Source organism: Sulfitobacter sp. F26169L (assembly GCF_026410285.1).
In the GTDB taxonomy this organism is placed as follows: Bacteria; Pseudomonadota; Alphaproteobacteria; order Rhodobacterales; family Rhodobacteraceae; genus Sulfitobacter.
On the sequence record NZ_JAPMLP010000019.1, the window covers coordinates 1 to 13,268 of the forward strand.

13 protein-coding genes are annotated in these 13,268 nt (G+C 56.4%); 3 read left to right on the plus strand and 10 right to left on the minus strand.

All coding sequences use genetic code 11. From position 1 onward, the window contains the following. Window positions 1-127: 127 nt before the first annotated feature. Both OS189_RS18400 and OS189_RS18405 read left to right on the plus strand, forming a co-directional pair. Window positions 128-1,012 (plus strand): ArdC family protein, encoded by an 885-nt coding sequence (locus OS189_RS18400; protein ID WP_267168794.1) that lies wholly within the window; start codon window positions 128-130, stop codon window positions 1,010-1,012. A 308-nt stretch (window positions 1,013-1,320) separates the two neighbouring features. Then, window positions 1,321-2,127, plus strand: coding sequence for an abortive infection family protein (locus tag OS189_RS18405; RefSeq protein ID WP_267168795.1), 807 nt, complete (start codon window positions 1,321-1,323; stop codon window positions 2,125-2,127). A gap of 6 nt (window positions 2,128-2,133) precedes the next feature. On the opposite strand, the gene OS189_RS18410 is transcribed toward OS189_RS18405, so the two are convergent. The 9 genes from OS189_RS18410 to OS189_RS18450 all read right to left on the minus strand — a co-directional run bounded on the left by OS189_RS18410 (window position 2,134) and on the right by OS189_RS18450 (window position 12,279). Beyond that, window positions 2,134-2,613, minus strand: coding sequence for a hypothetical protein (locus OS189_RS18410; protein WP_075571754.1), 480 nt, complete (start codon window positions 2,611-2,613; stop codon window positions 2,134-2,136). 27 nt (window positions 2,614-2,640) lie between these two features. Next, the gene (locus OS189_RS18415; protein WP_267168796.1) at window positions 2,641-5,829 is read right to left on the minus strand and encodes an Eco57I restriction-modification methylase domain-containing protein; all 3,189 of its coding nucleotides are present in this window, start codon (window positions 5,827-5,829) and stop codon (window positions 2,641-2,643) included. 3 nt (window positions 5,830-5,832) lie between these two features. After that, window positions 5,833-6,756, minus strand: a complete 924-nt coding sequence (locus OS189_RS18420) for a nucleotidyl transferase AbiEii/AbiGii toxin family protein (protein WP_267168797.1) — start codon at window positions 6,754-6,756, stop codon at window positions 5,833-5,835. After that, on the minus strand, window positions 6,749-7,630 hold the full coding sequence (locus OS189_RS18425; protein ID WP_037275345.1) for a type IV toxin-antitoxin system AbiEi family antitoxin domain-containing protein: 882 nt from the start codon (window positions 7,628-7,630) through the stop codon (window positions 6,749-6,751). Before OS189_RS18425 ends, OS189_RS18420 begins: the two co-directional genes overlap by 8 nt. A gap of 163 nt (window positions 7,631-7,793) precedes the next feature. Continuing rightward, window positions 7,794-8,045, minus strand: coding sequence for a WGR domain-containing protein (locus OS189_RS18430; RefSeq protein WP_093039345.1), 252 nt, complete (start codon window positions 8,043-8,045; stop codon window positions 7,794-7,796). A gap of 5 nt (window positions 8,046-8,050) precedes the next feature. Continuing rightward, window positions 8,051-8,485: a tyrosine-type recombinase/integrase gene (locus tag OS189_RS18435; protein WP_267168798.1), complete on the minus strand. Its 435-nt coding sequence runs from the start codon at window positions 8,483-8,485 to the stop codon at window positions 8,051-8,053. Window positions 8,486-8,937: 452 nt separating this feature from the next. Beyond that, complete coding sequence (locus OS189_RS18440) at window positions 8,938-9,870, minus strand: DMT family transporter (protein WP_267168799.1); 933 nt, start codon at window positions 9,868-9,870, stop codon at window positions 8,938-8,940. Window position 9,871: 1 nt separating this feature from the next. Beyond that, window positions 9,872-10,462, minus strand: a complete 591-nt coding sequence (locus tag OS189_RS18445; protein ID WP_267168800.1) for a TetR/AcrR family transcriptional regulator — start codon at window positions 10,460-10,462, stop codon at window positions 9,872-9,874. A 428-nt stretch (window positions 10,463-10,890) separates the two neighbouring features. After that, window positions 10,891-12,279 (minus strand): NADH:flavin oxidoreductase/NADH oxidase family protein, encoded by a 1,389-nt coding sequence (locus tag OS189_RS18450; protein ID WP_267168801.1) that lies wholly within the window; start codon window positions 12,277-12,279, stop codon window positions 10,891-10,893. Between the two features lie 66 nt (window positions 12,280-12,345). Between OS189_RS18450 and OS189_RS18455 the strand changes: the two genes are divergently transcribed. After that, the gene (locus OS189_RS18455; RefSeq protein ID WP_267168802.1) at window positions 12,346-12,945 is read left to right on the plus strand and encodes a hypothetical protein; all 600 of its coding nucleotides are present in this window, start codon (window positions 12,346-12,348) and stop codon (window positions 12,943-12,945) included. 90 nt (window positions 12,946-13,035) lie between these two features. Here OS189_RS18455 and OS189_RS18460 read toward each other — a convergent pair. Continuing rightward, window positions 13,036-13,268 (minus strand): hypothetical protein (locus tag OS189_RS18460; protein WP_267168803.1); only part of this gene is annotated, 233 nt, incomplete at its 5' end.

Sequence of the window (13,268 nt, forward strand, 5' to 3'; positions counted from 1 at the left end):
CGGGCTTTGCCCTTACCTGCTCTGCCGTTCGGAATGCATGGGCATTCCAAACAACAGAACAGGAAGGCCCGCCCATTGGCGGAAAGGGGAAGAGGCCCGGACCGCGTCACTCAAAGGAGGGTCACAAATGACCGCAGAAAAGTTTGACGTTTACACCCATGTCACCAATCAGATCATCGCGCAGATCGAGACGGGAACGCCGCCCTGGCGCAAGCCTTGGACCGGCAGCGGGGCATCGGTTAGCTTGCCGGAACGGTTCAACGGCGAAGCCTATCGGGGCATTAACATCCTGATGCTTTGGGCCACGGCGATGGCCAAGGACTACAGTTCAGCCCGCTGGATGACGTTCAATCAGGCCAAGCAACTGGGGGGCCATGTCCGCAAGGGCGAGAAATCCGCTACCGTCGTGAAATACGGCACCGTCGAGCGCGAGGACGAGAACGGCGAGGAACGCCAGATTCCCTATGCCAAGGCCTACCGCGTGTTTAATGCCGACCAAATCGAGGGCTTGCCCGCCGAATTCTACATCCTGCCTGATCCGCCCCGTGATCTTGGCACCGTGGTCGACCCCGAGCTGGAGGCGTTCTTTGCCGCAACCGGTGCGCAGATCGACAGCACCGAGGAGCCGCGCGCCTATTACAACATCAAGACAGACCGGATTCACATGCCGCCGATTGGCACGTTTCACAAGGCCGCAGGATATTACGGCACCTTGGCGCATGAGTTGACCCACTGGACAGGGGCGACAAAGCGGCTGGACCGTTTGGGTCGGTTCAATGATCGCAAGGCCTACGCCTTCGAGGAGCTGGTCGCGGAGATTGGCAACTGCATGCTCTGCGCACAGATCGGGGTGGAACCTGAGTTCGACCAGAGCGCCGCCTATGTTGAAGGGTGGCTTGAGGCGATGAAAGAAGACAGCCGCGCGATTTTCCGGGCCGCGTCCGAGGCGCAGAAGGCCGTGGACTACATCATGGCCCGCACCGCGCGGGCCGACAGGATGGCCGCTGAATAGCATTCAATCAAGCCGAATGATCGAGGCCCCCGTCAGCAGGCGGGGGCCTTTTGCGTTATGGTTTGATCCTGGCCGTGGATGGTTTCAGGGTGACCTGTCGGAGGGCAGCCTGAAGGCCACCCTCCGACAGGCCCGGCGCTTCGCGCGGACGGGCATGGGATGCCCGGAGGCGACGCATCTGGATATCTCAGTTGCCATATCAACAGAGGTCTGTCGCCGGGACGACGCAGGCAGATTCTACGTGCTGAATCTGGTTGATGACGGAAGACAGTCTCGATTGTTGTCGTTTGGTGCAGTATTTGCACGGCATGATAGCCAGCAAAACATATGAGAAGCTGATTCCTCGCCACGAACGCGAGGCACTGGAGCAGGCGCTTGGAATGGATTCGGGATATGTCCTGGATTTCAGCGACCGCACCTTCAATGACTTCTTTTATGAAACGATTGCTATTGACCCAGAAGACCAGTCGCAGCTCTTTAACGGTCGTGGAACGTCAAAGGCAAAGAGACTGCGTTCGTTTATTGAACGTGCCCAACCGGCGCTTGTGGCGAAGATATTGCGCGAAATGTGGGAATATCGGGAGGCAATAGGGTTTGCGCCATCTGTGCCGAACGAGGGCAAGCTGAAGGAGTCTTATTTTTCCATTGTTGCCCGTATCGAGGGGCGTGCGGACGCCATTGACACATCTGCAATCGAGACGTTTGAGCCGAATGAAACGCTGGAAGAGCTTGTTGCTTCAATACGCCGCGATCTGGACGCGAACAAGCCACAGGCAGCTCTGGACCGCCTTCACACATATTGCATGAAGCGCTTTGCGTCTCTTGTCCGCAAACATGGTGGCGGAGAGTGCGGCAAGGACGATGCGCTTCACGCACGGGTGGCTAAATACGTAAAGATTCTGCGCGAGCAGCAGAACCTGAATCCGATTTCAGAACGTATTGTGAAAAGCTCCATCAGTGTTTTTGAAGCGATGAATCCGGTCCGCAACGACCAGTCGTTCGCGCACGACAATCGCGACCTAGTGCAGATGGAAGAAGCCCGTTTCGTGTTTGATAGCGTGACCGCGTTCCTGCGCTTTTCCAAAGCTATCGACGGACGGTTCTTCGAGGATTGACGCGGATCAGGTGCGGCGAGTCATAAGGCGGATCGCGGCTTCCTGCGGTCCCCATCGAAACGAGAACGTGTCTGACACATCAAACCAGCCGTTGCCGTCACCTGCCCCGTGATTTGCGCCCATGCACGAACACTGACAGTCATGCCCAACTGCATTGCGACAGGCCGGTGCGCACTTCTCCATTTCTCGAAATGGCTGAACGACATAGACCCGACCATAGCGATCCAACGCACCATCTACGAAGCGGTTGAGCCAGCTCAGGGGAAGTTTCCAGGATTTTTCCATATGTGCAAAGCGGATTGTTGGCCTGCGGTTGCCCGTCGCCAAGCCCGTGAGCCATTGGCGATTGTCAGCGCGATACGGCAGACGGGCCGTCAGCTTGTCGCCTTTCAGGCCAGAGCGAACGATTATTGGTATATCAGGCTGCGTCCACTGGCGGCGGATCGAGGGAGGAATGTTTGATGTGTCCAAGAGTGCGCCTTCCATAATGAATATTGGTTTGCAAACACATGGCTAACCTACGCTTTCCAGAAGCGCGATTTCGTCTTCGGTCAGATCGAACAGATCATAGACGATGCTGTCGATCTGGGCTTCGGCCTGGGCGATTTCGGCGGTCAGGCGGGCGATTTCGGCGCGGTCGCGGTTGATCCAGTCTTCCCAGTCGGAGCGATCGGTCAGGGGGATGTCGGCTTTGAAGACCTTCTTCACCTCGGCGCGGAAGGCGGCAAAATCGGGCAGTGTCCACCATTCCTTGAGCTTGTTGGTCAGCTTGGGTTCGCGTCCAGGCGGGCAGAGGTCTGGTAGGCGGCGCGTGAGAGCGGTTTGTAGCGCTAGGCGTTTCTGGGCCGCTGTCTGGCAACTGTTGGTTAGGCCCTCAAGGTCGGCTTTCTGCTCAGCTGAAATTTTTGGTATCACTGCTTGCTCGACAAACTGGGAGTGCATTTGATGGAAACCACCACGAACAGGAACACTGTTTCCAGTGATCGTGAACCAGGCCACCTTGGAGTTCAGGAAAGCTGCGAGCCATGCGTCGTCTGAACCGATAAAGTAGCATTTGTTGTTCGTAAAATGCCCGTCTTCCAACTGGAACTGTGGCACATTACAAAACTCAGGGTAGAGCACCTTTGCGCCCTCAAAGTAAGGCAAGTAGGCCTCCTGCGCCTGTTGGAGCTCGAACCATTCCTGTTTCGTGGCGCGCTTTTCCAGTTTGTCCCTGAAGGGCAGCAGCCATTCCCGGATGGCGGGATAATCGTCAATGTCGATCCGGTTCTTGGGAATGTAGATCAGCCACAGGCCGCGCGGTTCGGCCCGCCAGCGCTTCAGGTCTTTGCCTTCGAGGAAGGGTTTCAGCAGTTCGGCAGACTTTGGGTCTTGAGCGCAGAGGCGCTCCTTGGTGGCATTGTCGATCACAAAGGCAGCGTTCAGGCCTGTTTTGATACCGTAGAGCGGTGATCCGTAAACGTCCTTTAGAGTTTTCCTGCCTGTCCTGATCTTGTCGCGCAGGGCGCGCAGGGCGGGGTTTTCCAGTTCCCATGACCCGGCACCCAAGGCCATTTGTGGATATGGGCCGGCGGCAGCTTCCCAGGTGGCGAGGAAGTTGTTTTCCGGCAGGGCATCTACTTTCCAGAAACGCAGCTCATGCCCCTTGGGCGCGACCCCGCGTTTCATGGTCAGTATCGCCGGATAGGTGGTCACCCCCTCGAAGACTTGCAGGTCGCCAAAATCGACCACGCTTTCGATGGTGGCTTCCTTCAGTAGATATTCGCGCAGGGGCTTGCCTGATCCGGTCTTGAAGAAGGTGTTCGAGGAAATATAGCCCAAGCGCCCGCCCGGCTTCAGCAAGCGCAGGCCGCGTTCGTAGAAATAGCAGTAGAGATCGGCCCGGTCGGAAACGACCTCATAGCGCTTTTCCAGATAGGGTTTCAGCAGCTTCAGAAATTCCATCCGCACATAGGGCGGGTTGCCCAGGACCACGTCGAAGCCCCCTTCGGCAAAGACGCCGGGGAAGGCCGTTTCCCAGGTGAAGGCGTGGTCGAGATAGGCGAAGTTGCTGTCCTCGATCAGGCTGTCACCGACGCGGATGCTGCCCGACAGGCTGTCCAGAACCTTGCCGCGCCGGGCGGTCTTGATCCAGAGCGACAGCTTGGTGATCTCGATGCTTTCCTCGTTCACGTCCACGCCGAAGAGGTTGTCGGTCAGAATTTCGCTGTCGGGGACATAGTCGAGCAGATCGCCAAAATGCTCGGCCTTGGGCAGCAGGTCTTTGATCTTGTCGTTCACGCGGGTCAATTCGGCCTTCATGAAGTCGAAGGCCATGATCAGGAACACACCGGAGCCACAGGCGGGATCGACAATGCGCAAGGATTTCAGGCGATCGCGATAGGCTTGCCAGGCTTCCAGCTCGGCCGACTTTTTTCGCCAAGGAATGTTTTCGTAGTCGGTGATATCCGCGCCCTTCTTGGCGTGAGCGCGCAAGGTGTCGTCGAAGATTTCCCGCAGATGCGTGCCCAGAGTTTCGGCCACGATGAAGCGCGCGATGTAATCAGGGGTATAGACCACCCCGTCACGCTTGCGCCGCCCGCTTGTGCCGGTGGTTTTCTCGGGTTCTTCCTCTTCACCGCGCGCGATCGCTTGCAGGCGTTCCACATCCGCGATGGACTGTTCAAAGATGTGGCCGAGGACCGTGACCGAGACTTCGGAGGCGAAGTCATACTCGCCCAGGGTTTTAAACCCTTCGCAGATGTCATCGGGTATGTTGAGCCCGTTGATCACCGTATCTTCACGGAACAGGCCGCCGTTGTAGCGCGGGATTTTCAGCTCGTTGTTACCCTCGTCGATGGCGCGGAACAGACCCTTGAAATTGTCCCAGACGGGGCGAGGATTGTAAGGGTCGCGCGCGACGAAGGCGTTTTCCAGCGTGTTGTCTGGCAGCAGACCGGTATCTTCGGCGAAGGCGATGAATAGCACCCGATCGAGGATCTTCTGCGCGAGGGCAATCGCATCGAGGGGCGCGATCGCGGCATCGGCTTTTTGGACAGCGCTCAGGAGCTTGAGGCGCAGGTCCTTGTAGTCCTGATACAGGCTGTCGGTGATGTCCTTGTCTTCGCGGCGGCTTTCTTTCAGCAGATCAGCCGTGCGGCCAGACAGCAGGTTTTCCGCTGACAGGAGCAGCATGAAGCGCGCGTATTCTTCCGGGTCTGTCAGCTGGTCGAGGCGGAATTCCTCGTAGGCCGAGGTGCCTTCCCCGAAGCCGTAGAAGCGCAGCTCGATCATGTTCGAGACCAACACCCATTTTACGCCGCGCGCGTTCATGGCGTATTCCCACGCCTGTTGAACGGGGCTCTTGTTCCGGCCCGGCATGATTGCATCGAGGTCGCGGGTATCCGCGCCCTTCAGCTCAAATGGTGCCACGATGTCAGGCGTCTTGCCGCCAAAACGGCCAAGCGCCAGATCGACGCTGCCGCGCAGAATATTTTGTTCGGTTGAGACGTTGTAATCTGCCCCGCCAGCCGGGCCGTGGTAGCCGAGAACACCTTCAACGATCTTGGAGGCGAACTGCCCATGCAGGGCGGTTTCCTTCAGGCGTTCAATCCGACCAGAGCTGATCAACTCTGCCCAGGCTTCCAGCGCAGCCAGGTGGTCTGACGGGATCGGATCGGCTTTGACGTGGCGCTTCAGGGTCTTACGGTTGAACAAATTCATGAATTAAAGGGCTTTCTTGATACTGTCCCATGGCAGCGAAACATAGAGATCGCGCATGAGAGCAAAGCGCTCTTCAAAAGGCGGAAGGTCACCAATTTCGAGGGCGAGCGTTTCCCAATCGGCCTGGGCGCGTTGCTTGATTTCCGGGTCATCCATGGACTCTGGCTTGGCCTCGATCCCACGGCTGCGGCATTTCTCGATCAATGTGGTCAAGATGGCTGTTTTGTCAGCGCCGCTGAAATCATGCTCGCCAATCAGAAATGCGATGTCGTAGACATCCTGTCGCCGGTTGCGCTTGCGTACGGGTTGCTGAAGCAACGCACGGAATTTTTCAGCGACAAGCTCATGAATGGTGAACGCACGCACCGCCACACCGGCCCCGTGCAGGTTCAGCTCCTGGAAGGCATAGACCTGATCACGGAAGCTGATCTCGACATCAAGAACCCGGCTTGCCTTGCCGTCCGCCAGCCGGGCCTCTTCACCTGTGCCACGCTTGGCAGAGCCAATGCGGACCCGGAGCGCGGGGAATTCGTGATCTTCGAAGTTCTCTGCGCGCGGCATCTTCTTCACCGATTGCACTCGACAGAGGAGATCGGGGTAGCCGAGCTTGATCGCGGTGCGAGGCAGAACCTCATTCAGTTCGGTGATGATCTTTTCCGTCAGGTCGGCGGGCTCTGCCATCGAGGTGAAATCAACATCCCCGGTGACCCGATTGCTTTTGAAAGCCAGGGCCATGACCGCCCCGCCCTTCAAAACGAGTGTCTTCGATAATGAAGGGGCTAGGCCAATTGCCCCCAAGACAATTTCCGTTACCTGGCGATCTCGATAGAGCGTTGGGTTTGCACGCGCGGTTTCGACCCATGCACGAACATCAACATCGACGATGTCGAATTTTGTATCTTGCGCGTGCGGGTCAGTGTCAGACATTTATTGAAATCATCCAGCGTTCTGAGAATTCAGGGGCGTACTCGGCGTCAGGGTCGAGTTTGCGCGATCCGCCCCGTTGAGCAAACTGCTCCCAGTTGTGCAGCGCCGGATCATCTATATCCATGACTTCAGACAGAATATAGCCTGCGCGAACTTTTGCGATCTTACTGTCGAGGAGATCAATTGCGGCAATAATTTCGGGCACCCACTGATCCGCCTCATTTTCCCAGACATCGAGAACATGGCGCATGCCCCCACAAAGCTGTGGTTCGGCAAGCATGTCAGCAAAGGTTTGGCCAATTGAAGTGATCCGCGTTTCCTCACCACTCACGGGGGCCGGTGTCCAGGGGTGGCTTGATACATGCACCACGATCGGGCGGCGACGGATCGTATCCTTGAAGCCAGGCCTATTCAGAACGGGCGCTTCAATTTGGTCGAGATCGGGCAGGTCTACATGAAGACGTTTATCCCGGAGCGCATTCCACAGGGGTCTTTTGGGGGTTGTCAGGTGTAGCGCCTGTGGGCTGCGGTCAGTAAGCCCATAGCGCTGCATGGCAGATAGATGCGAGACGTAGGCGAAAGGATCAGCGATGCAGGCGACCTCTTCCGCCGACCCAGCTCTCGTTGATTGCGTCACACGCCACACGCCCGAGCGGAAGTCAGAGTCCATGACAAGCGCCTTCCGTGCCTCAAGGCGCCGTAGCGCATTTTTGGCGCGTGTCTGATCCCAGTCGTGCGGGAGGCGCTTCAACGGCTCGCCGTTCAGCGCCTTTTTGTGAAACAGGTGGTAGCCCAGAACGAAGAAGTCGTAGAAGGTTATGACTGGTAAGTCCTTGTCATTTATAGCCTTTTCGAGACCTTCGGTAAAATTCATCTGCCATCCTTACCCCTATGTCCTAAGGACATAGGGGTAAGGATGGCGTCATGTCAAGAGATGTTCTTAAAACAAACAAAAGCATGATTAGGTTCGAGCGGGGTGTCTATATGTCCTAAGGACATATAGACACCCCGCTCAGATGTAAATTGGGCCAATAAAGTTATCCAAACATCGCGAGCTGCTGAGGCTCCACCCAGTAGCCGCGCTGACGCTTGGAGGCTTCCAGTGTAATCAGCGCCGCGACGGCCTGATTTTCATCCGCGAACCAATCCATCCGAACCTGACCGCCCTGCCCTATGCGGCCCCATTCGCGGTAGAGCGTCCATTCGCCAAACAAGTTCGGCATGACGGACATCCGGTAGAACCGGGCCATTTTCTGCGCAGGCTGGCGTTTCTCAAGATAGGTCTGCATGGGCGTCACAGGTGATACTTGCGCGCAATTTCGAGGGCTTCGGCCTGTTCGGTACCGATGTACTCCTTAGTGCTTTCAATACTGGCATGGCCGAGCAGCAGCTGGGCCGCGCGCAGGTTACCGGTCTGCTGGTAGATATGGGTCGGGAAGGTCCGGCGCAGTGAATGCAAACCGTAAAGGCTGGGATCAAGGCGCGCCTTTTCCAGCCAGGCCCTGAACAGCCGCCAGAGCTGACTTTCACTGAGATGGGACTGGGACCACCGTGCCCCCTGCCCCGTGAACAGCCAGCCGTGCAACGGCTTTTCTGAAGCTGCGAGATAGGTGCGCAGACTGTCGCGCGTGCCCGAGGACAGCCGCGCCTGGACCGGGCGTGCATTGCGGGCTTCGGTCTTCTTCTGCCGGATTTCCACGATCTCGCGCACCCCGACAGGTGTGGCCAACATCCGCCACCCGCAACCGCACCAGATCCGATCCCCGGAAACTGGTATCGAGGGCGGTGTTGAACAGCGCCAGATCACGCAAGGCTTTTTCCTGGCGCAGGATCATCCGGATCAGCGATACTTGGTCGGGCGTCAGCGGAGGTTTTTTGCCCACGACGCGGCCCTTGTTCCAGGTGGTCTCGGAAGCAGTTTTCACGGGCAAATCCTTGCGAGGTTATAGCGGGATAATACCAACAAACCTTGCATGATGAAAGACACATGTTGCGCGACTGGGCATTTTCCCCATGTTTTGTTGGCTTTTTGGCATGGCCACTTATGCGAGCTTTTAGAATAAAGCTCGCATGAGACGAAAGCCGACGTTCGCTGCGTGAGGCACCAAAGGCCGGTGTGCGGACCTTTCTGCCGTTCATAGTCCAGCTCACAGTGACCGCTTACCAGTCCTAAGAAGTCGTTCAGGATTGCTCAAATTGAGCTTTTGCACGGAATCGCCCGCCGAGCGACATAGGCATCGTGATGATGACAAGGCATCCGACAACCAAGACCACGCCAATCCATCCGAGGTTCGGCAAACGCTCTCCGACGATGAGGACAGCCAGAACCGCCGCGACGACAGGCTCCAGCAGCGTGATGACCGTTGCCATACTCGCCTCCACACGGGCCAGACCAAATCCAAAGCTAAGGTAGCCTAAGAACATAGGCACGGCTGCCATGTAGATCCCTACGGCTGCGTTTGTCCAAGATGCAAGAAACGGCCCTCCCGTCGCGATCAGCACCGGCATCAGCAGCAGACCGCCAAGGCCAAACGTGGCCCCCATCGCAACTGACGACCTCGTGCCTCGCAGCATCATTTTCCGCGCGCTCCAGGAATAGAGGGCATAGGTTAGTCCGCCAGTCAGCCCCAGAAGCACACCCAAAGGCACGGAGTCGCCACCAACCACTTCGCCGTGGGAGAGATTTTCTGCAACGCAGATCAGCACCATGCCGACCAGCCCGACAAGCGCCCCGACGGACCACCGTAAAGTCAGATTTCTTCGGTCCAGCAGATATTCGATAAGCGCCGAGAGCAGTGGAGCAGACCCGATCGTAATGACGGTTCCGACAGTCACGCCAGCCAGTCGCATCGCGCCATAGAAAGTCAGAGGATAAATCGCAACCGAAAGCGCGCCAATCACCAGAAGCCGACGCTGATCCCAAAGGGCAGTTCGAGATCGCGCGATGCCGCGTGCGGCCACTAACGCTTGCGCGATGCCACCGACCCCCATTGCGGCAGCACCAATCGCGGCAGCACTGACATCGGGCGCAAATGTTGCTGCCGTTCCGGTCGTGCCCCAGACGACGGCCGCAAACAGTATTGCGACCACGCCCCAAGCTTGTCCCTGCATCATTTCAAAGCGCCTTCAACATGTCGTCGACCATCGCTCGTGCTGTGATCACCCGCGCGCTGCTGCCCTCCAGTCCCGCCCGTGCCATCGCGCCTTCCAGCAGAAAGGCAATCTGTGCGGCCAAAGCCGCCACACGATCGGGTTCTTCGGGCAGCAGTTCCGAGAGATGCTGCGCAAAAATGCTTTCGACTTGTTCCTTGTGACGCCTAACAGCGGTCCGCCCAACATCGTCGGCCTCAAGTTCAGCCGCCGCGTTCAACAAACCGCAACCGCGAAACCCCCGCTCGTAAGCAAATTCGGCGTGATCCTGATAGGCATCGAACACCGCAAGGATACGTTGATCGGGCTCTTTTGCCGTTGCCACACGCCTATCATAGAGCGCTAACCATTCTGCATGCCGTGCTTCGAGATACTGGTTCACCAGATCAGCCTTGGAGGCAAAGTTGTTGTAGAGGCTCTTTTTCGCCACGCCTGCGCGTTCCACAATGGCATCTATGCCAGTTCCGTTGATGCCGTGGTTGTAGAAAAGGATCATGGCGGCTTGCATGAGGCGATCATGTGCAGATCCTTTTGGTGTCTTACTTGGCAGGGCCATGTCGAATCTCCCGATTATAGGTAGGTCGGTATACCTACAATCGAGGAGCCGCAAGGGGCAAAGCAATGCTGGCGACCGTTTTCGAAGTTCCGCTTAGCGGCCATTGGCCGCGTAGCAGCATCACGTAACTTTGGGCTCTTTCCGGGCGTTCGCCGCGCTACGCACGAACGACCGCTAGGCGTTCGCACCCGCGAGATGGGTCAGCGACCTGACACAAAAGTCGGTTTTGCCTGACACCTGACAATGTGTGTCGAATGCCATGCGGAACCGACTCCTCCCGACGAATTTTCTCAATCTTGTCAGTAGGCCGCGCCAAGCAATTCCGACCCAAATGCCAAGCATTTTCGACACAAACCGGACCTTATGCGTGGGACACACGAGGGTCCGCTATGCGGACAAAGCTGACGCTTGCTGCGGCTGAGCCAAGGTCAGCTATGCTTTGAATTCCATGTGCGCCGCCTCGTTTCGTCTCGGCTCTCGTAGGCCTCTATCACCGCTTCTAAATCGTCAGGCGAAAGCATAGCATCCCCTTTTGCATTCTGAGTGATCTGCATCGTGTACCACGCGGTCACACCGCCTTCTGGCGGGTTCTGGAAACGTGGAAACTGCGGCTCGCTGCGCTGACCAGACAGCCAAAATGACGGAAGTTCCGGATCGACCACCAGTGCACGAGCCAACCCGATGAGATCGGCCTTGCCTTCGACAATGGCGTTTTCGGCCTGATCTCGTGTTTTGAACCCGCCAGTGACCATCAAAGGTATCTTTGTTCTTTCGCGGGCGCGATCTGCGAATTCCAAGAAATAGGGGCCAGAGCCTGCTCGATCAGACGAGGATGCCGCACCGGGGAAGTATGTGCCGCCGCTGATGTCGATAAGGTCGATTGCCGTTTGGTCTACAGCGGCAACGACCTCAAGGGCCTCATTCTCAGCAAAACCGCCCTCGAGCTGATCCGTGGCGTTCAACTTGATACCGACCGGAAATTCAGGACCGACAGCTTTTCGCACTTCATTGATTACTTCGAGCAGCAGCCGCATTCGGTTTTGCAGAGATCCACCATAGGCATCTTCTCGTTTGTTGAACAAAGGTGACAAAAACTGACTGAGCAGAAATCCATGCGCCGCGTGTATTTGAACACCTCCGAACCCAAGTCCTTTCGCAAGGCTGGCAGTGTGGGCAAATTCGGCGGGCAGTGCGCGTATCTCGTCCAAGGACAACGCACCACAGGTCAGACCGGGCAGATTAAGTAGGCTCGGTCCTTTTGGTGTGCTGATTGGGGCATCTGCCATTGCGCCTGCGTGTCCAAGTTGGAGCCATAGCTGCGCGTTGTTGGTTGCACCTGCTTTTGCGAGGCGCTCAAACAAGCCTCTGTCTGACTGGTCATTCAGAATGAGGTTACCGGGTTTTTCTGCAAAGTGGGCTGTGCCCTGAACCTCGCCGATTATGGACAACGCCAGACCGCCCTCGGCCCACCGTTCGTAAAGCCTAATTTGATCGTCAGTTGGGTTGCCAGCGCCATCACCAAGAGAGTCCGACATTGCAGACTTGGCGATCCGGTTCTTTAGCGTAGCACCGCATGGCAGTGTCAGCGGTTGGGCGAGTGGCGAAGTTTGCATTTTGATATGAGGCCCCGTAATTTCTTTGTCGTGATACGTCAAAGCGGCCATTTGTGCAAAGCGCAGCATCAAGTAATTTGGGCTCGAACCGGGATTTCGCTGCGCTCTCCATGAACGTCCGCTCTCACCCTCATGCGAGCTTTTAACCAAAAGCTTGCATGAAGGCTTGAAGGGCTCTGTTGTGACGTCGCCAACTGTGACCAACAAAATTCTCTTTATTTGGAGGGGTGTGGTCGTAAGGTTGCCTATGAAACCAAGTAGGATAGCAAAATGAAAATTAGGATCAGTCAGTTCATTGATTTTGCGTATGGAGACAAGCGTAAGGATAAGGCTAAAGCCCGAAGCATAATTGACGATTTCAACCTGCCTTATGACCCCATCAAGGATCGCTACAAGCAATTTCGCGAAGCAATGACTGCCCTTGAAGAGCAGAAGATCACGGACAAACAGTTTCTGGACCTACATTCTAGCGTTTCCGCAAATAAGTCTGCTGGATACAAAGTGCTGTGCCAAAACTACCTTGATCTCAAGGAAGATCATGCGCTCATTTGGCAGGGGCGTAGCCCTATTGAGGCTAATATTTCTGGACTAAACATCACAACAGCTTGGTACTTGCGTACAGAAGAAAACAACCAGAGAAGAATTATCTTCTTACACTTCGGAAAAGAACAATTGCCGAGGAAGAAGGAGCGAGGCTTTCTAACCGTACTACGATTGGCAAAGCCGGATTCGGCGGGAGTCGGCATTCTCAATATCCAAGCGGGTACTCTGATAACCGCAACGCGGCTGGATCAAAGCGAAGCTGATTATCTGCATGAGCGAGCCGCCAAATTCATGGAACTTGCCAAGGCCATCCAGGCAGGCGGATAGCAGTTTAGTTTACCCTATAGGTTGGACGGCAGGGCACTGGGGTTTTAACAGCTTTAACAGAAGCTTACACTATTTTTGAAGATGTAAAAATCAGGCGGAGCTGATGGTTTCAAAAAGCCCTTTTAGACCGTTATGGAACGGATCGAGCGACAGGGCTCGTTCTTCGGCCCAAACAATCCACTCGCTGAGAGGTCTACCTTCAATGTCGGCATCACCCTCAATTTGCAGACGGCGGCGTAGCTCTTCGATGAACACCAAAAGCCGCGCGCGCGCACGCCAATTTTCCGCGTGGTCCTGAAACTGGCTCCAACGCCTGTGATCAA

Bases quoted from the DNA above. Each gene is read 5' to 3' on its own strand.
- OS189_RS18400 (WP_267168794.1), top strand. From the start codon at position 128: ATGACCGCAGAAAAGTTTGACGTTTACACCCATGTCACCAATCAGATC.
- OS189_RS18405 (WP_267168795.1), top strand. From the start codon at position 1,321: ATGATAGCCAGCAAAACATATGAGAAGCTGATTCCTCGCCACGAACGC.
- OS189_RS18410 (WP_075571754.1), bottom strand. From the start codon at position 2,613: ATGGAAGGCGCACTCTTGGACACATCAAACATTCCTCCCTCGATCCGC.
- OS189_RS18415 (WP_267168796.1), bottom strand. From the start codon at position 5,829: ATGAATTTGTTCAACCGTAAGACCCTGAAGCGCCACGTCAAAGCCGAT.
- OS189_RS18420 (WP_267168797.1), bottom strand. From the start codon at position 6,756: ATGTCTGACACTGACCCGCACGCGCAAGATACAAAATTCGACATCGTC.
- OS189_RS18425 (WP_037275345.1), bottom strand. From the start codon at position 7,630: ATGAATTTTACCGAAGGTCTCGAAAAGGCTATAAATGACAAGGACTTA.
- OS189_RS18430 (WP_093039345.1), bottom strand. From the start codon at position 8,045: ATGCAGACCTATCTTGAGAAACGCCAGCCTGCGCAGAAAATGGCCCGG.
- OS189_RS18440 (WP_267168799.1), bottom strand. From the start codon at position 9,870: ATGATGCAGGGACAAGCTTGGGGCGTGGTCGCAATACTGTTTGCGGCC.
- OS189_RS18445 (WP_267168800.1), bottom strand. From the start codon at position 10,462: ATGGCCCTGCCAAGTAAGACACCAAAAGGATCTGCACATGATCGCCTC.
- OS189_RS18455 (WP_267168802.1), top strand. From the start codon at position 12,346: ATGAAAATTAGGATCAGTCAGTTCATTGATTTTGCGTATGGAGACAAG.